Below are 22,463 nucleotides of genomic sequence, written 5' to 3' on the forward strand. Positions count from 1 at the left end.
CCGCTTAACGGCATTGTCGGATTTACGCAGCTTCTCAAGTCGACAGAACTGAACGATGAGCAGGCAGAGTTCATTACTGTGATAGAAACCAGTTCGGAGAACCTTTTAACGATCGTGAATGATATTCTTGACCTTTCAAAGATCAAGGCAGACAAGATAGAACTTGAAAATATCGCTTTTGATCCTGTAGAGAAATTTGAATCGGCCATAGAATCCTATGCCGCAAGAGCAGATGAAAAAGAGATAGAACTGAGTGTGTATTCCGATCCGGATCTGCCGTCAGAAGTAATGGGAGATCCTACAAAGATCTCTCAGATCCTCGTCAACCTTATCAGCAATGCCATCAAGTTCACTCCGACACACGGTATGATCAACGTACGTATTGAACAGCTTGCTTCCGACAATAGCGATGTTACCATGAAGTTCTCCGTAGAAGACAGCGGCATTGGGATTACGGAAGAGCAAAGAAGTAAAATTTTTGATGCATTTTCACAGGCCGATGTCAGTACCAGCCGAAAATTCGGCGGAACAGGTCTGGGTCTGGCTATTTCAGGCAAACTGGTCAAATTTATGGGAGGAGAGCTTGAAATAGAAAGTGAAGAGGAAAAAGGCTCTACCTTCTTTTTTACCCTGACACTTCAAAAAGCAGAAGGTGCAGAAGCGCGCAAAAAGCCGAACATGAGCGGATTTGTGATCGGTACGGTTATTTCAGAAGAGATCGGCACACAGGCATATGACAGGAATCTGGAAGCGTATGCTCTGGCATGCGGTGCGAAGTTCAAGTCTTATGATAAAGATGGCATTCTCAAACTGCCTGCATCCGAGCAGCCTGACATGCTGTTCGTCAATCATGTCTTCTTTCAAAGACAGGAAGAACTTGAACCGTATCTGGCACTGAAAAGCCGTATGGTCCTGATGACGACACTGAAAATGTTCAATACGGTCAAAGCGCTTGAAGACCAGATAGGAAAAATCATTTACAAACCATTGAACCTAAGCAAGGCTTATAAAGCATTTGAAAGTATGTATGAAGATACTATCCCAGGTAAAAAATCCGTTTCAGAGGAAGAAAAAAGCAGTGCATCCTATTTTAAAAACCTTCATGTGCTTGTTGCGGAAGACAATGAGATCAATCAGAAACTGATCAAAAATGTATTGAATGGGCTGGGTATCAATGTGACCCTTGCCGACAATGGTGAAGAAGCCCTGAATCTCCGGATGCAGCATGAATACGATATGATTTTTATGGATATTCAAATGCCTGTTATGGGTGGGATCGAAGCAACGAGGGAGATACTGGCGTATGAAGAAAAATATCGAAAACACCATATTCCCATTGTGGCATTGACCGCCAATGCACTTTCCGGAGATAAAGAGCATTATATCGCGGAAGGGATGGATGACTATCTTTCCAAACCGATCGAACTGGGGGCTTTGAGAAAGATCCTTGAATTATACCATTCCCATAAAATCGTATACCCTGAAGTCCAGCAGGCCATTTTGGAAGATACGGAAGAAAAAGAGAACAGGGAGAAAGTACCCGCATCTTTGAATAATATCGCAGCAGAAGAAGAAAAACCTGCGGAAAATACAAAGGAGCAGTTGAAAAATACAGTGCCCGAAACCAAGGCTGTGCATCATGAAGAAACGAAAGAGAGTGTAGCGGAAAAGAAACAAACGGATGTGCTCTTTTATCATGAAATTCCCATGATCGCCAGGCTGTATGAGCGTATGCTGAACAACCTGGGGTATAAAACAGATATTGCAAAAGACGCAGAAGAATTCATGGACAGGCTGGAAGATACGCAATACAAATTTGTCATATGCGAGATCGAACCGTTTGCCAAGATACGGGGACTGATAGCGGACCTTATCAAGAGCAGCGGTGCCAAACCGTTTGCACTGGTAGGCAAACTGGAAGATTTTGATGAGTACTACTGTGATGTACTGGCGGAAAACGGTACGATAGAAGAACTCGAGCGAAAACTAAAATCGTTCAGTCAATAAATGATACGTGCCAGGTAGAGCCCCTCTGAGGGGGCCAGGCATGTAGTATGGCGTGTTTGGGCATGCAGCTGTGTATCGAGCTGTTCAAGTGTAAGCTTTTGCTGGGCACACAGCATGGCTGAGGCTACCATCATTCTTACCTGCGAACGTAAAAAACCGTTTGCAGTGAAATAAATAAAATGGTACTTTCCGGATGATCTGTAGTTTGCGCTATAGATCTCTCTTATCGTTGTGTGGATATCCGATCCTGTTTTATGAAAATGGGTGAAATCATGCTCTCCCACAAACATCGACAGTGCTTTCTGAAGAAGGCGGGTATCGAAACTATGGTAGTGTGAGATATATTTTCTTTCAAATACAGAGGGTTCATTCTCTGTAAAAACATATCGGTAGATACGCTGTTTAGCAGAGAATCGTGCATGAAAGTCATCGGGAACGGGCATGATATGCTTGAAGTATACCGATGTGAGTTTCCGGTTGAGGTTGTTTCGCAGCTTCTCCAGGTCGGACCAGTATTCAGGCAGGTCAATATGGATGACCTGTCCGCTGGCATGTACACCGGCGTCAGTACGTCCGCTGCCTGTAATGCCTGAAGTGATCTGAAGGTCTTTAAGGATATTTTCTATGGCTGTGGTCACAGTATTTTTTGTACGGGTCTGTTTCTGAAACCCGTGAAAGGTACTTCCATCATAGGCTACCACGGCTTTCACTCTCATTGTCATCCTTTTAAAAATACTTTGCTACACGTTTTTCAAATAGTATTCTGCCAAAGACAAAAACCAGAAGGGCTGACACGATGAGTATCGGGATATTTCCCCACTTCTCCAGAGAAGAAGCAACGAGATAGAGAAAAAAAGTGCTTGCAAAGATAATGATAAATGAATAATTTCCCTGATATCTCGGATTGATCATGGCAAAAGCAGCTACAAGATAGACTGACAGCAGAGGAATAAGACTTACAAAAAGATAGAAAAGCGCTTTTCCCATACGACCCCTATCCGTTTTTGTCAGGGCCCAGTAGGCAATAATGTCCTGGAAATGAAAACGGTATTTCTGTGATGTGTCAAAAACTTCGAGGGTTTTGTACTTTACCTGCTGCAGTTTTTCCTCGGTATAGGTATAGCCGTACCCTTTTTTAAGCAGCAGAGAGGAAGAACGGCCGTTTCGTTTGAGTTTCCCTTCCCTTGCCGAAAAGAACTGCTCTTCGTTTTTTTTGGTCCTGTTATAGATGACCATCGTGTGGAACATATCATTTTTGTCATCTTTCTTTTTGACATAAATGTAATACTCGCCAAACTTCTGTCCGAGTTTTCCCGGAATAATGTTGAGTGTCGCTTCTGCTTTCTTCTTCGCTTTAAAAGCATTGTAGAGCTGTTTGCTCATCGGGATACCCAGAAAAGAGATCGTACCGAGCAGAACAGAAAAAAGAATACCGAGCAGCAGAATACTTCGAAGAACTTTCTTGGCTTTGAGTCCCAGGGCATAGAGTGCAATCAGTTCATTGTCCTGTGAAAGTTTCATCAAGGTGTTTGTCACTGCGGCAATAAAAGAGAGAGGAATGGTATAAAAAATGATATTGGGAAGGGAATAACTGTAAAGCAGCAGCAATTCTGAAAAATCAATCTGCACCTGCTTGGTCAGAGCAGATATCTTAACGAGATAGACGAGTGAGATAATAAGAAAAAAGGGTAGAAAAACAGTCAAAAATGATTTTGTGAAGTTTGACGAGATGTACCCTCTGACATTAACCATAAATGAGCTTCTCCAGCAGTTGTGTCGCCTGTGTGCTGTAGAGATAGACTATCAGTGTTGCCAGAGCAAGAAAAGGGACGAACGGCACGCCTTTTTCACGGTTGACCAGCGAGGGGATCATTGCAAGCAGTGCCGAGAGGAAGAGGGCAACGAAAAAATTGGGGAAACCCAGAAGTGCGCCCATGGTACCGGCAACGATGACATCTGCACCGCCCATCGCTTCTCTTCTGGCGATGACCGAAGAGAGCAGTCCTATGAGATAAAGGCCTCCTGCCGCAATAGCGGCGTACATGGCTGCATGTATAAAATCGGGTTGGATCAGGGCAAAAAGAAGTGCGGCAATATTGACACTGTCCGGAACAGCCATATATTTGAAGTCGATCATGACAAGTGCAAAGAGTGCGGCGAACGAGAAAGCGACAAAAGGAAAGTACCAGACGATTCCGAGCTTGAAGTAGAGTACAGTGAAGATAAGACCGGTCATGAATTCGACCATCGGATACTGTATGGCAATGGAGGCATCACAAAAAGCACATTTTCCTTTCAGGAAGATCCAGGAAAAAATGGGAATGTTGTGGTACCACTTCAGCGGTGTCTTGCAGCTTTGACACCGGGAAGCAGGAAAAACAATGCTTTCTCCCTTGGGAATGCGGTAGATAACGACATTCAAAAAGGAACCGATCATTGCTCCAAATATAAAAACCAATAAAATAACGGCAAATGTTCCTGTCATGATAATCCTCCAAATCGTCTGGTGCGCCCCTCGAAATCTTCAATGATCTCATCGAGCTCCTCTATGGTAAAATCGGGCCAAAGTGTTTCTGTAAAGTAAAATTCCGCATAGCTTATCTGCCACAAAAGATAGTTTGAAACACGTTCTTCCCCGCTGGTGCGTACAAGCAGATCAATATCGCTGTACGGTGTTTGCAGTGCAGAAGAGATGTCTGCCTCCGTAACTGCTTTTTTCCCTTTGGCCATGAGTGTGTTCACTGCATGAGTTATTTCTGCCCTTCCCCCGTAGTTCAGAGCAAGAATGTGTTTCAGGTCACTGTTTCTGGATGTTGCTTTTTCTGTGATCCTGATGCGTTCCTGCAATTTGGGAGAAAAGGCTTTGATGTCACCGATAGCCATGAACCGAACGTTGTTCTTCTGATAGGTTTCCAGTTCTTTCTGCAAATACCGGTCAAGCAGTTTCATGAGAAATTCTACTTCAAGTTTGGGACGTTTCCAGTTCTCGGTACTGAAGGCATAAAAAGTCACTGTTTCTATGCTGGGATGTTTGGCACAGTATGTCGTGATGTCACGGATGACTTCAGCACCCTTTTCATGTCCCTTGGTCCGGTTGAGGCCACGCTGTTTGGCCCAGCGTCCGTTGCCGTCCATGATGATAGCAAGGTTTTTGAGTGTCTGTTTAGTCATGAACAAGGCTTTTTGAATGTTCAAGAATCGCTTCGGCAAGGGTAAATTTGTCTGCTTTTCCCAAAGGGATGGAGTGTTCCTGTGTCAAAAAAGTGATCTCATGCACATCGGTACCGAAACTGTCACTGTTTTGAAGCAGATTGTAGCAAACGGCATCAACCGCTTTTTCTTCAAGCAGTTTTCTGGCAGATTCAAGGCCGTTTTGGACATCCATTTCTGCTTTGAATGCAACGGTTTTGATGCCGTCTTTGCGCAGTGCCGAAAGGATATCTGCCGTTTGAACAAGTTCGAGGTTCCATGTCTCCCCAAGCATTGCCTTTTTCAGTTTTCCTGCCTGTGGGAACTTCGGTGTGTAGTCGGCTACGGCAGCTGCCATGAAAAGGTACGGTTCCTTCTGTATGAGGTGTACCGGTTCGCTGCTGTTCATACTGGCGGTACTCATCTTCCCTTTTTTGGCAACGCGTACGGCATCTTGTGTATAGTCAAGCATCTCTTTGGCACTCTCCACTTCGATCGTGTAGATACTGTGCGGCATGCCTTCGTTCCCGGTCGTGGTGATGTAGCATACATCCGCGCCTTTCAAATAGAGGGCAAGACAGAGAGCCTGCGCCATTTTACCCGAAGAATAGTTGGAAAGATAGCGTACTTCATCGATCTTTTCCCGGGTGCCTCCGCCGGTGACAACGATACGCCGGTCATCCCAGAAAGATTCTCTGAAAAGAGCTTTGGCTGTTTCAAAAAAGATTTCCTGCGGGTCCGCGAGTGCACCGCTTCCGACATCGCCGCAGGCAAGCTGTTTCTCCTGGGGTTCGATGATCGTGTAGTCGTTCACCGCCAGCATTTTGAGCGAGCCGGCAGTATAGTGGTTTTTGAGCATTTGTGTATTGGCAGCCGGCGCGACCAGCATAGGACCGGCATAGGCAAGGGCTGTTTGCAGCAGGAGGTTGTCGGCAATTCCCTTGCTTATTTTGTTCAGGCTGTTGGCTGTGGCAGGTGCGATGACGAAAGCATCGCATTTCTTGCCGATCTCGATATGGTTGAGTTCCGAACTCCAGCTCTCCGAGTTCTCTGTCAGTACAGGGTTGCGTGTCAGGGCTTCAAAGGTCAACGCGGAGACAAAACGTTCGGCACTCGGGCTCATCACAACATGTACCCGGGCTCCTGCTTTGACGAAAAGTCTTGCCAGGTCACAGGCCTTGTAGGCTGAAATACTTCCGGTCACACCCAGAAGAATGGTTTTGCCGTTGAGGTTGATCTGCATATTATTTATCTCCGAAAAATTTATAGAAAAAGTTTTTAACCGTTCTCATAGGGGTTCTGGAAATCGCCAATACACCTTTTTCCACATTTTTGTTCACTGTCGTTCCCGCCGCGATCATGACATCGTCTTCGATGCATACGGGGGCCACGAGCTGTGTATCCGAACCGACAAAAACATTCTTGCCGATGATGGTTTTGAATTTGTTCTTTCCGTCATAGTTACACGTGATGACCCCGGCACCAATGTTGGAACCTTCACCGATCTGGGCATCGCCGATATAGGCGAGATGGCCTGCCTTGACACCGTTGAGTACAGATTTTTTGATCTCTACGAAGTTTCCGATGTGTGTATTAACAAGTCTGGAACCCGGTCTGATCCTTCCCATGGGTCCTACATCGGAATGCTCTATATGCGAATCCTCGATGACGGAGTGTGCTTTGATATGTGCATTGAAAAGATGTGCCGCTCCCTCAATGCGTACGCCGTTCTCAAGTTCGCACTCGCCCTCGAATGTGGCACGGCAGTCGATGTAGATGGTCTCCGGCAGGCGCATGGTCACGCCGGCCAGCATGAGTGCTTTTTTGATGCGCCGCTGCATGATCTCTTCTGCGTGGGCGAGGTCCAGTTTGGAATTGACACCCTTGAATTCTTCTTCTGACACATAGACAGGATGTACGGTTCTGCCGTCATCTACAGCCATTTTTACGATGTCTGTCAGATAATATTCCGCCTGGGCATTATCATTGTCCAGTTGCGGAATATAGCGTTCCAGAAGGGCAGTATCGACGGCATAGATCCCTGCATTGACCGTTTGGGTACAAAGCTGTGCTTCATTGCAGTCTTTCTGTTCAACGATCTCTATGACATTCCCTTCACTGATGATGACACGGCCGTAGCCGGAAGGGTCTTCGAGTTCGATGACGGACATGTTGATGTCAGCATCTCCGGAAGTGAGTGCTTCAAGGGAGGTTTTGGTAATGAGCGGCATGTCACCGTTGAGTATAAGGGTACGGCTGTGCCTGGTGTGTACCCCTTTCATCGCACCTCCGGTACCGGGAAAGTTTTTGGCATCCTGTCTGTGGAAGATGATGTTTTCATAGGTACTTTCCACCTCTTCCCTGATACGCTCAGCCTGATGATGGAGTACCACGGTAATATCATCCGAAATCTCTTTGGCTGCATCGATAGCATGGAAGAGCATCGGTTTTCCGGAAATGGTATGCAGGACTTTGGGCATAGCGGATTTCATTCTTGTTCCCTGGCCGGCAGCAAGGATCACAACAGAGATGGACATTTTTTGTACCTTTTGGATGAAATTGTATTTACCATAATAGTTTTCGTGATTATATCGAATTGAAATTAAGTGAGCAGATTGTATGCAGCCGAAAAAGCCGAATACTGCATCAAGAAAAGGGAATCACAGGCGGCCCTCTCCCTGAACAGCTGTTATGATCCGCAGCGGATCATTTTTGCAGTTTTTCACTTACTTCTGAAACATGGACACCTTCTCTGAGTACTTCGCAGCAAAAATCAACATGTTTGTTTGGTGAAAGAATTACGAACGGCTTCGCCCCTGTATCTCTGATGGTATCGCTGATGAGGCATTTTATCGATTTGAAGGGTCTGCCGTCAAACAGAACGAACTGATATCGGGTATCTTCGATCCGGTTCATAAAATCATCTTCCGACGTGACTTTGTCAACACTGTAGCCGAGGTTTATCAGCATTTTTGCATAAATGTTCGCAATCATCGGAAATGAATGATACAGCAAAATGTCCCGCGAGGGTTTCTTTTGTTCTGTTTGTGCAGGTGATGCCACCTGTGCCTCTTTTGCCTGCATCTGTGTTTCTTTTGCGTTAACAGACACTTCTTTTGGAACAGGTGCCTCACTGTTTTGTGCCGTGGTTTCTTCAGGTATGGGCGCTGCTTCTTTTAACGTTTCCTCTTTGACTGAATTGTCACTGGGGGATACCTCTGCAGGGCTTGTTGTCTCATCAGAATCGTGGGTGCTGACAGTCTCCTGCTCTTCTCCTGTCTTTTTCGGTGTGATACAGGTGGGGAAATACTCCTGAAGCAGGGTGTTGAGTTTATCCAGATCAAGCGGTTTGGAAAGGTAGTTGTCCATTCCGGCTTCTATGTATTTTTCTCTGTCCCCATGCAGGGCATTGGCTGTCAGTGCAACAATAGGTATATGCTTGATGCGGTTGAGCTTTTCAAAACGAATCATTTCTTTCGTAGCTTCAATACCTCCCATGACAGGCATTTGAATATCCATAAAAATCATATCATATTCATTTTGCTTACGGAGGTCAAACGCTTCCTCTCCGTTGTCTGCCACCGTGACCTGCAGACCAAAATCATTTAAAATCCTTTTGATCAATTTCTGATTGATCAGGTTGTCTTCTGCGATCAATGCATGAATATTGTCAAAATGACAGTATGCGGCTGTATGTGCCTTTTCAACCTTTTGGTTCTCTTCTTTCTGTTGGCACAATTCAAGTACAGTGATGATTTTGGTAAAGTTGACAGGTTTATAGACAATTTTCCTCACTTTATCGCTGGGGACATTAAAGTCGCGCTGCAACTCTCCCGTCGTAAGCAATACAAGCTGGGTCGGAAGTTCGAGATAACGCTCAAGTTCACCCTTGTGTCTTGTATATTCCTGTGAGAAAAATACCACATCCGGCAATGCAGACTGGTCTAAAGCAAAAATTTCATCACCGTAATACACTTTGAAACTTACCCCAAGGTAGTCAAAATAGGCGATCAGGTTAATATCTATCTGTCTGTAAATATCCTGGGAAGGCAGAACAAGTGCAATACTCATGCCCTTGTATTTCTGTGCATAATTCTCCTCTTCCTCTTCGGATTTGTTGAAATGGAGGGTAAAGAAGAATGTGGAACCCTCTCCTTCTTCACTGTCCACATCCAGTTCTCCTCCCATAAAGGAAATGATCCGGCTGGAGATGGAAAGTCCGAGTCCTGTACCTCCGTATTTCCTGCTTGTCGAACTGTCTGCCTGGGAAAATGCCTCAAAGATCTTTGCTTTCTGCTCTTTGGAAATACCGATACCTGTATCGCTAATGGAAAAATGGAGGGTAACATCGTCTTCTGTTTCAGCAACCTGGGAAATATTGACATTGATCGCTCCGTGTACATTGGTAAATTTCGTTGCATTGCTGATAAGGTTGATGATGACTTGAGACACTTTTGTCGGATCGCCTATCAGCGTATGCGGAATGGTCGGATCGATATAGATACCCAGTTCAATATCTTTTGAAAAGGCTTTTGCCGCATAGGACTCTACCGCTGTTTCAAATGTTTCAAATGTCTTAAACGGGATCGATTCAATTTCAAATTTGCCTGATCCCATTTTTGAATAATCAAGTATATCATTGATGATTCCGACCAGGTGATGTGAACTTGTATCAATAATATCAACGAATTCTTTTTGCTCTATATCCAGTGCTGTAGCTTTCAGCAGATCGGTAAAGCCTATGATGCCGTTCAGCGGAGTACGGATCTCATGTGACATATTGGCAAGAAAGGTTTCTTTGTTGGCTTCATTGGCTTCATTGATCGTTTGTGCCAAAAATTTATAGATCTTCCTGTTGTCTCTTGTAGCAATGATCTCTTTGAGTTCTTTGTTCTTCTTCGGTGTCAACCCTATTTCAATACTTTTAAGTGTGTCTTCGAGCATCTGTTTCTCTTTGTGCATCATTCTAAAAAGATATAAAAGGAAGAAAAAGAGGAATAGCAAGAAGAGACTGACATACAGGTACTGCATCATGTTTTTTTGTTTTTGGGCACTCTCAACACTCAGTAAATGGCTTATCTGCTTCAGGATAGCATTCTGAATGCTCTGGACAAAAGCAATTTTCTGCCCATATACAGTCTTGATCCGGGGGAGGGTAACGGTGTAAAGACCGTTAGCTGATTCTGCGTAGATCATTACCGTTTCATTTAACCCGAGATTCTCAAACTGTGTTACGGAAAGTCCGGTGTGAATATGGGAAATATCGTATTTTGGAAAGTTGTTTTCTATATGGAGCCTGTCCCATGCCACAAGATCTTTTTTTCCCATGACTAACGATTTTTCTACGATAAATGAAAGATAGGATTTCTCAAGCGCCAAATGGTATTTCAATGTTTCGAGTGCAATAAACTGTTTGAGTGCCTCATCGTTCCTGATCTTCACAGTTTTGCGGGAAACATCTTTGAGCATCATGATCATCTGCTGAAAAATATTGTCATCATATTCATCAAAAAAGATATTGTTGTAGTCTTTGCTCAGCGTATCGACTTTTGAATGGACAAAACCGAGATTTTTTGCAATATCCGAGAGATAAGTCAGATAATGGTTAAATTCGGCATGGGTACCGATCCAGCTTTTTAGATCATTTATGGCTGCTGAAACTTTTTGGCGGTCAGATTTCAGTAGTTTGGCATTTTGGCTGTTCTCTTTGCCCAGATAGACGGCACTTGCATAGACTTCATCGGTCAGCCGGTCTATGATCCTGTCTGTTTTGGTGAAAAATTCGACCTGCTGTGTATTGTTCTGTGAAATCCTATAGGCACGGTACAGTCCATAGGTATAGTATGCCGAGAAGAGAAAAGCGGAAAAGACAGTCAAAAATAAAAGAAAAAAGACTGATTTGCTGTTGAATATTTTCATAATTGTTCCTACGCTTTCTTAAAGGTTTTTGCTGTGATATGCTGATATTGCATCTGTTTTTCTTTCCAGATATACCACTGAATCCGACAGCAGGTTCGGAATAAAATACTGATCAATATTTTTCAGGACCTGGTCATCTCTGTGCCAGACTTTATCGATATGCTGCCGAATATCCTGAAGGTTCCCGGGGTAGGGGTAGGCATTGATCTCGGCTAAATACTGTTTCAGACCACTGATCGACTTTTGAAGGTTCATTCTGTTGTTCTGTGTGTCATAGCCCCGGTAAAGTGCCATATAGTATTTGGTAATACGTTCCAGCAAATACTTGATATTCTTGGTTGCAACCAGCATTTTCTCCTCTTTGGAAAAGGTATAGGCATAGGTTCTGCCGATGGAATCTGCACCTTCAAGCAGAGTTTCACTGTAATCCAGCATCAAGAGGGCATCTGCACTTGTCGGCTTCTGCTTGATGATAGACAGTATTTCTTCTTTGCTGTAAGCCAGAAATTCCAAAATATTCTGCGTATCTTCATCTTTTGTCACTGACGAGATAATTTTCAGGTTTTCTTCCAGTTTTTTCAAGGTTGCATAAAGATTTTTCTGCATTTTTGCATTGTTCGGATAGGTATAGTAAAATAGATATTCCTTGGCTATTTTTTGACTTAGATAACGTATGTTTTCTGTCGCTTCAATGATCTTTACGTCACCTCTTGTCATTTCTGTCTTTTTGATTTTTTTTGTTTTTTCTGCCTTTTTCTTTTGCACAGTATGCATCCTGGCAGCGTGTGTATGTTTTTTTACGCTTCCCGAAGCATACATACTGCTTGCGCCCAGGAACAGACAGCACCAAAAGAGCTTCTTCATGTCAAACCTTTTCATTTATTTGGATAATGCAACATACAATTCAGTGATCTGATTCATTTTGTTGGTAATGTCATCGGTCGTATTAAATACGATCAGCGGCAATCCGCCTTTTTCAATATTGAGATAGAATTTATAGACGATCTTCCAGAGTCTGTTTATCTTGTTGAGTTTCCGGTTGATTTCCGGTGTATTGGAAGGATTGTTCATTAATGCTTTATGCGCATCGCTGAATTCTTTTACAGCCTCTTTCATCTGATCGACGGTATTTTTATCTCTTATTCCTGCCTGATAGGCAATGTAGTATTTGGCAATACGCTGTGCCAGCATTCTCTGTCTCCCCGCTTTTCCCACGAGAGCAGATTCTTTCAGGTTTGCTTTCTTCTTCAGCGAATTGACAACATACTGACTTCCCTCGAGCATAGATTCACTCAAGTCGATAATTAGCTGTGCATTGTCAAGGTTGAATGGTTCATTGGCTGTACTTTTGAAGTCTTCCATGCTCAGTTCGACAAATGCAAGCAGGTTCTTGATCTCCGGGTCATTGATGGAATTGACCAGTGTTTTATGTGTTGCTACCATGGATTTAAGGGAGGCAGCCAACTGTTTTTGTGCTTTGGATACTGCGATCTTTTCGCCTGCATACAGATAATCTTTTGCAATTCTCTGGGAAAGCATTCTCTGTCTGCCTGCAATATCGATCAGCTGGAGAACATCATGTGTCTGTGTTGTTGTCTCCTTCACTGTGCTGCTTTTTGGGGATGTATTGTTGTCTGCACAGAGCGCAGTACCCATAAGTGCGGTTGCCGCTGCTGCTGCCAAAGTGATTTGTTTTATCCATTGTGTTTTCATCTTTCTTCTCCTTCTGGTTTATTTTTCCTGTGCGGCATACAGTCCGGTTGCCGTATTCATGTTCTTTAAAATATCGTTGGATTTTTTATAGATCAGTGCCGGAATGAATTTGGACTGTGAACGGTTCATGATTTCAAAGAACATGAAAGACCTTTGAGCTTTGTTCAACAGTGCTGTAATTTCCGGTGTGTTCATCTTTGACGCTTTCAAGCGTTCGAGTGATGTTTTGAAGAGTTTCATGGCCTGATCCATTTTTTCCTTGAACTTGGGATCATTAATGCCCCATACTTTCAGCATGTACAAACTCGCCATTCTCTGGGAAAGCATACGCTGACGGCCTGAAATGTTAATGATCTCTCCTGATTCCTTGCCTGTCTGTTTGGCAAAAAGTCCGACTGCCTCATTGGACTGCTTCAGCAGGGCTTCAAGATCTTCCTGCATTTTGGCTGCCTTTTCTTTGCGCGGTGTTTCTTTCAGTGCGGCTTTTACTGGCGTCCACATCTTTTTTACTTTCATAAGACTTGCATCGGTTTTCGGATCTTTGTTGAACGCGATCAGCGCATCAAGATGGTCTTCAAAGTCTGTCATGGTCTTCTGAAGGTCTTTTTTGGGGTTTCCAAACGGGTTTTCCAAGCCTATCATGGCATAATCTTTGAGCATTCTCTGGGTAAACATCCGCTGTTTCCCTGCCACATCCACGGCCTGTGACAGATTTTTGATCTCGGCTGCTTCTGCCGCACATAGTACAATCAGCAGTGTCAGTACGATTTTCACTGCAACATATAACGGTTTTCTCATTTTTTGACTCCTTTTTATAATCGGGAACGTTCCAGCCATGCCAGCATCTTCTGTCTGTCAAGATGCTCTCTCAGTGCTTCGGTTTCCTCTGCTTTTTCTTTATTGCCCATCTGTGCGAGCAAACCTTTTAATGCATGCAAAATACTGTCTGCCTCGTCATGACTGTATGCTTCCGGCAGAGAAAGCATCTGCTCAAAATTTTTGAGTGTCGTTTCAAGGTTTCGTTTGCCCTTTGCCACGATCGGTACAATTTCATCTTCTTCAAAGCCGAATTCTTTTAAAAAAACATAGGCTTTTGCTTCTGTTTCATCAAGCAGTTTTTGCATGTCCGATCCTTTTCAAGATTTCATACAAGGTTTCAGGGTTTAACGGTTTTTCAAGGATCCCGGCAAACCCGTACTCTTCCACTTTTTCGTAAGTGGACTTATAGACATCGGCGGTAAAAGCATAAACTGTCGGTAAGGAGCCATGAAGTGTTTTGAGCTTGTTCATGACTTCAAATCCGTTCATTCCCGGCATTTTCAGGTCGAGGAAGATCACATCATATGTTTTGATCTTGCACATACCGATCCCTTCATAGCCTCCGCCTGCCAGATCGACGCTGGCATCGGGATATTGTTTTTTGATGAAAAGCTGGAAAATATCCAAATTGGTTTCTGTATCATCGATGACAAGGACCGACAGCGCAAGCTCTTCTCCGCTCTCGCGGAGCAAAGCATGTTGATTGCGTAAGAGTTTTTTGTAGAGTGACAGCGGTGCGCAGTATTCATACAGCTCATCAAAATACTTTAACGAAAGATGCTGCTGCATATTTTCGGCAATGAATGCAGTATGGTTAAACTGCTTTGCACTTCTGAGATAATAAATCAGTGCGTCAAATTTGGCATAGGCTTCCGGTTGTGCCATGATGGAAATAATGTCAGGCATATCCTCTTTCTCATTTAAAAGATAATTGATCAGGGCACTCTCTTTTTTAAAATGTGTTATCTCGGCACCGCATGCTTTCAGAAAATGGATCTTTTCCTTCAAGTGTGCAGTGATTTCGGCTTCTTCCACATAAAAACAGATTTTTTTCCCTTCAAAATGTAGTTCTATGGGGCGATACTTTTCAAAACTGCAGGTAAAAGAGAAAGTTGTTCCCTGCTTAAAAGTGCTTTGGACATTCAGTGTGCCGCCCAGTTTCTCTGCGAGTTGTTTGGTGATGTGCATGCCCAGTCCAAGCCCCTCTTTCTCTTTTTGGTAACGGCTGTACGGAGAAAAAACATCTTCTACCTGCTCCGGTGTCATACCGCTACCGCTGTCTGAAACACTGAATGTTGCCTGTACCCCGTCTGTTTCTATGCTGTAATCCATAGAGAGTGTAATAAAACCTGTTTTGGTATATTTAAAAGCATTGCTGAGAAAGTTGATGAGAATTTCCATAATGTGCATTTTGTCGCCATAGACACTCAGGGGCATAAATTTGGACTGGAACTGAAAATCGATATGGGGCCGGTTTTTTATTTCGATGGAGAGATGGTCAATACACTCCAAAAGCATTTCCTGTATCGTAAAAAATTCTTTTTTTATCTCCAACTGGCCGCTGTTGAGTTTGGTTATATTTAAAATATCTTTGACAAGAGACTGAAGGCTTGCCGCACCGTTCAAGGCTTTTTTCAAATGAAACTTTTCTTCTCCCTGTATGGCTTTGCTCTCTTCAAGTATGGTTAGATAACCCGTAATGGCATTGAGTGATGTACGCATTTCATGTGAAAGATTGGCGATCATACGCTCCTGTGTTTTGAGTACGGTATTGAGCTGGCTGCTCACATTTTTTAAAATATGCTGTGCGGCAACCGACTGTGTTTCCATCTGTTTGGCATACATGCACCGGTCAATGAACAGAAAGTCAAAGAGTTTGCTGACGCCTTCCTGAAGCCTCTGTTTCTCTTCTTTGTTCTGTGCTGTATCATACAGGTAGGAGAAGCCCTGAAAAAGAAACTGCACCAACATGCGGGTATAACGAGGGTCATTTTCTGTAAAGATTTTATATTGCAGATCATAAATGATTTTTTCATCCTGACGGAAGATCATAGCTTCAAGCTCATTTACAGTTCTTTGCGCTTCTTCTTTTGAGCGCCCGAATTTTTGCATGATCCCTGCTTCTAAATACGCATGCTGTACGGCATTCATCATGATGACACCTCCCTTTCGGTAATCAGTGCAATGGTCATTGTCTGGTTGTGGAGCACTGTGCCGCTGTGTTTTTTTGAAGTGGCGGGAGGACCTATTTCTCCAAAGGTATGACCGCCGACAAATGTAATGTCAAGATGTCTTTTAACGTCTTCAAGGTACAGGTATTCCATCATGGAAAGGTTTTTTTCTATACCTATGCAGTTGAACAGAAGTGCCGCACTCTTTGGCGGGGCAAAGGAATAAAGCCGACGGAGACGTTTCAACTGGTCCTGCTGACTGACCATAATACCTAATTTTACATATTTGTTGTTACACACATTTCTGTAAAGCAGTATGCTTTTGTCTTTTCTGTTTATACCGATCATCGAAGCCAGCGGCGCACTTTCCCAATGACCTTCTGCCTCTTTTTGCAGGAAAAGAGGGTAGGCAAACGTACCGATAGCCGATTCATCCAGTTCTCCGGCCAGGGCTTCGAGTACCTCCATTGCCGGCTGATTGTTGAGTTCATAAATTTTGTTTCCTTTGGCGCTGGTTATTTTGAGGGGAAGTCCTGCCGGACGGAAAAGATGCATGCTCATACCGTCTATCCTGTATCTGCTCTCATCGATCATCCATAACAGTACATGCCGATCATAGAATACACCGTTATAAAACACTTCTGCCTCCTCCTCCATGGCCGGGGCGTCCACACCTGCGACAGCACCGAAGATTCGCTGTGTACCTACGACAGAAGGGAGAGGTGAGAGCATATCTTCCAATTCGAAAGAAGTAAAGGCGCTGAAAAGAATAAGCTGATATTTTTTCTCTTTATCCAGTGTTGGAGTGATTTTGTCATCTTTATGGAATACCTCTACAGTAAAAGCCTCTTTGTCCATTTTCAGACAGAGATAGACACAGGGGAACTGATGGCGGGATTCTATGTAGGGGAGTTCATTGGCAATGTTGCCGGCACTGCTGCATCCGATAATATCTGCCTGTGGGAAACGCTTTTTCAGTATCTGGTATTCGGCAGAAAAAAGTGTCTTTTCGCTTTTTCTGTAAAATCCGATGATCACTGTTGGAATAAAATCAATGGTATCCAATGATACACTTGTCACTGCTATTTGCTTCATGATCGTTATTCCTCCCTTCTTTTTTTCTTCAACCCTCTAAATTCAAAAGTTGTTTGAAATTTTTTTTATAATCCATGGGCATGATCGGTTTTCGCAGGAACAGATCGAAAAGTGCATGGGAATTTTCATACTCTTCAGGATAAAGCGTCAGTGCGGCAATTTTGGTTGTTTTGTTTTTTTTCAGCGCTTCTTTCGCGATAGCACTGCCCGAACCGTCAGGAAGGTTCATGTCTATTACCATTGCATCATAAACGGCATTTTGGGAAATTTTTGTTAATGCCTCTGCCACATTGAGTGCTACATCCACATGGATAGAAACATTGCCTTCTTTGGTTAAAGATTTGATTACTTTTTCCTCGAATTCCAAATTGTATTCGAAATCATCGACAATTAAAACCCTTCTTACCATTTTTATCTCCTTGATTGGGTTATTATAAAACAATCACAGTCAAAAGGCTATAAGACTTTTCTTATAGCGTGTTTCCGTTTCCTGCTGAAAGTTTTTGTATCTTTTCAACCAGCGCTTCAAGCTGTACCGGTTTTGCATAAAGATACCCCTGTATCGTCAGGGGAGCAAACTGCTGCAGTACGGTTGCTTCTTCCTGTTTTTCTATGCCTTCTGCTATGACTTTCATATTCAGGGCTTCAGCCATTGAGACAATAGCTTTCAGCAGGTCATGTTTCTTTTTATCGGTATCGATACCCTGTATAAAGGATTTGTCAATCTTCAGTATATCGATCGGAAGGTCGGCAAGCTGTCTAATAGAAGTGTATCCTGTCCCAAAATCATCTACTTCTATGCATATGCCCAAATTTTTTATTTTGTGCAGAATATCCAAAAGATAATCGGTATGTTCCAGCAGCATTTCTTCTGTAATTTCGAAATGCAGGTTTCTTTCATTCAATTCATATTCCTGAAGCAGAAACTGAAGTGTTTTGTAGAAATGTGCTGTAAGCAGAAAAACCGGTGAAATATTGACAGAAAGGGAAAAGTCATCAATGTGTGCATGGTCCAAAACAATAAATGCTTTTGAAGCGGCAACAAGTGTTTTGATACTCAGTGAAGCGATCATGCCATTCTGTTCGGCCAGCGGTATAAAAATTTCCGGAGAGATCTCTCCGTAAGCAGGATGTTTCCATCTTGCTAACATTTCAGCCCCGGTAAAACGCTGATGTACCTGTGAATACTGTGCCTGGTAAAGAAAATAGATTTCACCGTTCTCTATGGCGGCAGGAAGCGCCTGTTTTAATTCCATCTGTCTTTCTGTCAGCAGTATGGAGCTGTCCTGGACGGTACTGATCAGGTTCTTTCCGTTCTTCTGGACTTTTTTCATTTTATTTTCGGCTACTTTGATAAGTGCATAGAGGTCTGTGCCTTCATCTGGATAAAAACTGATACCAATGGAGGTATAAATGTAAAACATATCTCCGTTGATCATGCACGGTTCAGAAAAAAGATGCATGATCTGTCTTGCCAGTTCGGATGAAACACGTTCCGGTATATCTGCCTGTACTACAATATACTGATAATCTCCGACTCTGACAAGCATATCGTTTTCTGTCAAAGCAGAACTGAGTTTCTTCCCTATTTTACTGATCAGGAGCTGATCCCGTTCCAGTAGATTTTCGTTATAGCCATAAAACTGATTGAAGCCGTAAAATTCTATGAAAAGTATTGAAAAACGGATATGCTCAGGGTCGGTTTGAAAAAAATTTCTTTGAAGAAGTTCCATCAACGCAGCGTAGTCAAGCGCAGACGAACAGGAATCATGGTGAAGGACATGGAGTATCTCGACAGGTTTTTTCATGATAGGATGTTGCCTTTCTTTTCAGCTAATAACAGTTTCATCTAAGGATTCTTTGTCTGCTGTAATGAAAAATGGATCAGCTGTGCAGTCGAGGACAAACTGAGTTTTTGAAGTATGTGTGTATGATGGGCAGAAACAGTTTTGGCAGAAATATTCAGAGTTGAAGCGATCTCTTTAAAACTGATACCCGAAACGATCATGCTGTATATTTCAAATTCTCTCGGCGAAAGTGTTGAAAGAGAAGGTTTTTCTTTTTTTAAAAGTTCCATACCGTAGGATAACGTTTCTCTGTATTTGGAGGAAATATAGATACGATTGTCCATGACAGCTTCAATCGCCGGTATCAATTCGTGCTGTACATGTGTTTTCATCACATAGCCGGATGCCCCTTCATGGATACACTGCATTGCGTACGGATCTTCCGGGTACATACTCAAAACCAGTATTTTCATCAGGGGAAACTGTTCTGAAAGGTACCGTATGTCATGCATAGTGTGATGATTGCCCAGATTCAGATCAAGAATTAAAAGCTGGTATTTCTTTTGATTCAGGCATTGCATAAGTGCATCATGGTTCAATGCCTGGTCAATAACATCAAATGCGGGCTGTTCCTGCAATAAAAACTTTACACCTGTACACACAATATCATGATCATCGGCTATGAGGACCGAACACCTGTCCTGGCACTTTTCCATTTCCCCGCCCCCTGGTTTTTTGAGAAGGTTCTATTATATATTGTTTTTCAACAGAAAATGCTTGATATAAAACAAGAAAATAGAAGTTTTCCTTATTTTATTTAAGATAAAATATGTAATAACAACAAAGGGGAATCATTTTGGATTGTAAACATTTTGGAATTTGCGGCTCCTGCGGTCTGTATATGCTCTCGTATGCAGAGCAGCTGAAGCAGAAAGAAGAGAAGGTTTCTGCACTGCTGACACCGTTCTGGCAGGGAAAACTTGAAGTATTCGATTCGCCTGATGCCCATTACCGGGCCAGAGCGGAATTTCGTATTTGGCATGAGGATGAACGATGCGACTATGCGATGGGGAACATTGAAAAGAAAGGTGCTGTCACCATAAAAGAGTGCCCGAAGGTTATTGAATCCATAGAAGAACGTATGTGGAAGCTGCTTGAAAAGATCAATGCATCACAGGATGTATTAAAACAGCGTCTTTTTTCTGTTGAATTTCTGGCAACGACGACCGATGAGTGTCTTGTTACCCTGCTGTATCACCGAAAACTGGATAATACCTGGTCGCAGGAGGCAAAATTACTGGAAACCGAACTGAACTGTAAAATCATGGGGAGAAGCCGCAAGCAGAAGGTGATCCTCTCTGATGAATTCGTGACTGAAAAACTGGATATCGATGGAAAGACTTTCACCTATCTCCAATATGAAAGCGGGTTTACCCAGCCCAACCCGGCAGTCAATGTCAAAATGATAGAGTGGGCAGTTGTCCAGGCCAAAAAAGTAGGGCACGGTGATTTTCTGGAAAGCTACTGCGGTCTGGGGAACTTTACGCTGCCGCTGTCACACTATTTCGATAAAGTGCTGGCCACGGAGATCTCCAAGCGTTCCATACATGCGGCGCTGCAAAACTGTAAGCTCAACGATATAAACAATATCACCTTTGCCAGGCTGGCATCAGAAGAGATGACGGAAGCATTGAACGGTGTACGGGAGTTCAGCCGCCTTAAAGATATCGACTTAAAGAGCTATGATTTTTCTACGGTACTGGTGGACCCGCCAAGAGCCGGACTGGATGAAGGCACCATAGCACTCATTTCCAACATAGACCATATTATCTATATATCCTGCAATCCCGAAACGCTGGCAAGAGATCTTGAAACGCTGACAAAGACCCATGTCGTGCTCGAAGCCGCCGTTTACGACCAGTTCCCGCATACGGAGCATGTGGAAAGCGGTGTGTTTCTGCAGAAAAGATAAAAGAAGATTTTCCGCTAATTGTTACATCATATTTCTGTGTTCCACCATTGCGCAGAGGTTCTGAACTACGGTCATGCCTGCTTCTTTTGCCTTTTGTGCAGCGGCATTGTTGACCAGTCCCTGCTGTCCCCAGAATACTTTGATATCACCTCTTTCTATACAGGCATCGGCAATGGCATCAAAGGCTGCCGGTTTTCTGAAAATATCTACCATATCGATCTCAAAAGGGATCTCAGCGAGTGAACGGTATACTTTTTCTCCCAGGATGGTCTCTTCTTTGGGGTAGACCGGTACGATCTTGTATCCTGCTTCCTGCAGGTATTTGGCAACACGGTGGCTGGCTTTGCCCGGATCGGGGGAAAGCCCGAGAACCGCGATGGTTTTGACATTGTTGAAAATGTTTCTGATCTCTTCTTTGTTTGAGTTTACTGTTGGGAATTCGCACTCCATGTTTTATCCTTTATTTGGCTATAATTTCTCCATTATAATACTTAGGAAAGATTAATGTTGGACTTAAACCGGATCAAAAAAGCATCTGAAAGACTCGAAGGAGTGGTACATCACACGCCTTTTTCCTATGCTCCCATACTGAGTGAAATGAGCGGATATGAAGTGTACCTGAAAAAAGAGAATCTTCAGCGTACCGGTGCATTCAAACTGCGCGGTGCGTTCAACAAGATCGCTACACTCGTTGAAGAGGGAAAAAAAGGCGGTGTTGTAGCTGCTTCTGCGGGCAATCATGCACAGGGAGTGGCATTTGCGGCAAATTATTTCGGTATCGAAGCAACTATTGTTATGCCCGAATCAACACCGCTGACCAAAGTGCAGGGGGTCAAGGTATTTGGTGCCAATGTGATCCTTCACGGAAGCAATTATGATGAGGCATATGCCTACGCGGTCACTTTTGGAGAAGAGAAGGGCTTTGACTTTGTGCACCCTTTCACCGATGAAGAAGTGATGGCAGGTCAGGGAACGGTGGCTCTGGAAATGCTGAAGGAAGAGCCGGAGCTCGATGCCATGGTCGTACCTGTAGGCGGCGGCGGACTTATTTCCGGTATGGCAACAGCAGCCAAAGCACTGAAGCCCGACATCAAAATAATCGCTGTTTCGGCCCAGGGCGCACCGGCAATGAAAAATTCCTACGATGCCGGACAGCCTCTTGATACGACATCGGTACGTACGATTGCCGACGGGATCGCGGTACGTGATACCTCTGCGATCACGCTGAAATATATTTTGAAGTATGTGGACGGCTTTGAATCTGTCTGCGAAGATGAGATCGCTTCGGCCATCCTCTTTTTGCTCGAAAAGCAGAAAGTACTGGTGGAAGGTGCCGGATCGGTCGGAGTGGCTGCGCTGATGCACGGCAAGATCAATCTTCCGAAAGGCAGTAAAATAGGTATTGTGCTCAGCGGCGGGAATATTGATGTCACGATGCTTTCGCTTATTATTGAAAAAGGTTTGATGAAGTCGGCAAGGAAAATGAAACTGATGGTGACACTGATGGACAAACCCGGAGCACTTCAGTCTTTTACCCAGATACTGACCGATACCGATGCCAATATTGTACAAATTGGTTATGACAGAACATCCATCGATCTCGAATTTGGAGATGCACATGTTTCCGTCGCACTGGAAACCAAAGGAGAAGAACATCAGGAGCTTATTCGCAAAAAGCTCAGAGAAGGCGGTTTTGCTTTCAGGGAAGAACACTGATAAAATAAGCTGTATCGTCTGGGCCTGAAGCAGGGGTGAGTGGGCAGATATTTAATGGTACATTCAGGAGGGGGA

At 43.6% G+C, this 22,463-nt stretch carries 20 protein-coding genes; 3 read left to right on the top strand and 17 right to left on the bottom strand.

Features of this window, described 5'->3' with window-relative positions; translation table 11 throughout:
• A partial coding sequence (locus F8L24_RS02125) for a response regulator (RefSeq protein WP_294951267.1) occupies window positions 1–2,007 on the top strand: 2,007 nt, incomplete at its 5' end.
• Here the strand turns inward: F8L24_RS02125 and truA are convergent.
• The 16 genes from truA to F8L24_RS02205 all read right to left on the bottom strand — a co-directional run bounded on the left by truA (window position 2,001) and on the right by F8L24_RS02205 (window position 19,416).
• Window positions 2,001–2,723: a tRNA pseudouridine(38-40) synthase TruA gene (truA, locus tag F8L24_RS02130; RefSeq protein WP_294951269.1), complete on the bottom strand. Its 723-nt coding sequence runs from the start codon at window positions 2,721–2,723 to the stop codon at window positions 2,001–2,003. The genes F8L24_RS02125 and truA overlap by 7 nt on opposite strands.
• Before the next feature lie 10 nt (window positions 2,724–2,733).
• Window positions 2,734–3,759, bottom strand: coding sequence for an LptF/LptG family permease (locus tag F8L24_RS02135; RefSeq protein ID WP_294951271.1), 1,026 nt, complete (start codon window positions 3,757–3,759; stop codon window positions 2,734–2,736).
• The gene (locus tag F8L24_RS02140; protein ID WP_294951273.1) at window positions 3,752–4,492 is read right to left on the bottom strand and encodes an A24 family peptidase; all 741 of its coding nucleotides are present in this window, start codon (window positions 4,490–4,492) and stop codon (window positions 3,752–3,754) included. The genes F8L24_RS02135 and F8L24_RS02140 overlap by 8 nt, the downstream gene beginning before the upstream one ends.
• Window positions 4,489–5,178 carry a polyprenyl diphosphate synthase gene (gene uppS, locus F8L24_RS02145; RefSeq protein ID WP_294951275.1) on the bottom strand — a complete coding sequence of 230 codons (690 nt, stop codon included), beginning with the start codon at window positions 5,176–5,178 and terminating at the stop codon, window positions 4,489–4,491. Before uppS ends, F8L24_RS02140 begins: the two co-directional genes overlap by 4 nt.
• Window positions 5,171–6,439 carry a bifunctional phosphopantothenoylcysteine decarboxylase/phosphopantothenate--cysteine ligase CoaBC gene (gene coaBC / locus F8L24_RS02150; protein WP_294951277.1) on the bottom strand — a complete coding sequence of 423 codons (1,269 nt, stop codon included), beginning with the start codon at window positions 6,437–6,439 and terminating at the stop codon, window positions 5,171–5,173. Before coaBC ends, uppS begins: the two co-directional genes overlap by 8 nt.
• Before the next feature lies 1 nt (window position 6,440).
• Complete coding sequence (gene glmU / locus F8L24_RS02155; RefSeq protein ID WP_294951279.1) at window positions 6,441–7,733, bottom strand: bifunctional UDP-N-acetylglucosamine diphosphorylase/glucosamine-1-phosphate N-acetyltransferase GlmU; 1,293 nt, start codon at window positions 7,731–7,733, stop codon at window positions 6,441–6,443.
• A gap of 169 nt (window positions 7,734–7,902) precedes the next feature.
• Window positions 7,903–11,115, bottom strand: coding sequence for an ATP-binding protein (locus tag F8L24_RS02160; protein ID WP_294951281.1), 3,213 nt, complete (start codon window positions 11,113–11,115; stop codon window positions 7,903–7,905).
• A gap of 18 nt (window positions 11,116–11,133) precedes the next feature.
• A complete protein-coding gene (locus F8L24_RS02165) occupies window positions 11,134–11,979 on the bottom strand; it encodes a hypothetical protein (RefSeq protein WP_294951284.1) in 846 nt (281 codons plus the stop codon).
• Window positions 11,980–11,994: 15 nt separating this feature from the next.
• On the bottom strand, window positions 11,995–12,828 hold the full coding sequence (locus tag F8L24_RS02170) for a type IV pili methyl-accepting chemotaxis transducer N-terminal domain-containing protein (protein ID WP_294951286.1): 834 nt from the start codon (window positions 12,826–12,828) through the stop codon (window positions 11,995–11,997).
• An 18-nt stretch (window positions 12,829–12,846) separates the two neighbouring features.
• Entirely contained in the window at window positions 12,847–13,626 is a 780-nt protein-coding gene (locus tag F8L24_RS02175; protein WP_294951288.1) for a type IV pili methyl-accepting chemotaxis transducer N-terminal domain-containing protein, read from the bottom strand.
• 14 nt (window positions 13,627–13,640) lie between these two features.
• The gene (locus tag F8L24_RS02180; protein ID WP_294951290.1) at window positions 13,641–13,952 is read right to left on the bottom strand and encodes a hypothetical protein; all 312 of its coding nucleotides are present in this window, start codon (window positions 13,950–13,952) and stop codon (window positions 13,641–13,643) included.
• Window positions 13,936–15,801: a hybrid sensor histidine kinase/response regulator gene (locus tag F8L24_RS02185; protein WP_294951292.1), complete on the bottom strand. Its 1,866-nt coding sequence runs from the start codon at window positions 15,799–15,801 to the stop codon at window positions 13,936–13,938. Before F8L24_RS02185 ends, F8L24_RS02180 begins: the two co-directional genes overlap by 17 nt.
• Window positions 15,798–16,913, bottom strand: coding sequence for an FIST N-terminal domain-containing protein (locus F8L24_RS02190; protein ID WP_294951294.1), 1,116 nt, complete (start codon window positions 16,911–16,913; stop codon window positions 15,798–15,800). The genes F8L24_RS02185 and F8L24_RS02190 overlap by 4 nt, the downstream gene beginning before the upstream one ends.
• Before the next feature lie 28 nt (window positions 16,914–16,941).
• On the bottom strand, window positions 16,942–17,322 hold the full coding sequence (locus F8L24_RS02195) for a response regulator (RefSeq protein ID WP_294951296.1): 381 nt from the start codon (window positions 17,320–17,322) through the stop codon (window positions 16,942–16,944).
• Window positions 17,323–17,383: 61 nt separating this feature from the next.
• Entirely contained in the window at window positions 17,384–18,721 is a 1,338-nt protein-coding gene (locus F8L24_RS02200) for a bifunctional diguanylate cyclase/phosphodiesterase (protein ID WP_294951298.1), read from the bottom strand.
• A 41-nt stretch (window positions 18,722–18,762) separates the two neighbouring features.
• Window positions 18,763–19,416: a response regulator transcription factor gene (locus F8L24_RS02205; RefSeq protein WP_294951300.1), complete on the bottom strand. Its 654-nt coding sequence runs from the start codon at window positions 19,414–19,416 to the stop codon at window positions 18,763–18,765.
• A gap of 140 nt (window positions 19,417–19,556) precedes the next feature.
• On the opposite strand from F8L24_RS02205, the gene trmA reads away from it, so the two are divergent.
• A complete protein-coding gene (trmA, locus tag F8L24_RS02210) occupies window positions 19,557–20,672 on the top strand; it encodes a tRNA (uridine(54)-C5)-methyltransferase TrmA (protein ID WP_294951301.1) in 1,116 nt (371 codons plus the stop codon).
• A 21-nt stretch (window positions 20,673–20,693) separates the two neighbouring features.
• Here the strand turns inward: trmA and F8L24_RS02215 are convergent, their stop codons facing one another.
• The gene (locus F8L24_RS02215; protein ID WP_294951303.1) at window positions 20,694–21,122 is read right to left on the bottom strand and encodes a CoA-binding protein; all 429 of its coding nucleotides are present in this window, start codon (window positions 21,120–21,122) and stop codon (window positions 20,694–20,696) included.
• Window positions 21,123–21,176: 54 nt separating this feature from the next.
• On the opposite strand from F8L24_RS02215, the gene ilvA reads away from it, so the two are divergent.
• Complete coding sequence (gene ilvA, locus F8L24_RS02220) at window positions 21,177–22,388, top strand: threonine ammonia-lyase (protein ID WP_294951305.1); 1,212 nt, start codon at window positions 21,177–21,179, stop codon at window positions 22,386–22,388.
• Window positions 22,389–22,463: the final 75 nt, after the last annotated feature.

Source organism: Sulfurovum sp. (genome assembly GCF_015493435.1).
Taxonomy (GTDB): domain Bacteria; phylum Campylobacterota; class Campylobacteria; order Campylobacterales; family Sulfurovaceae; genus Sulfurovum.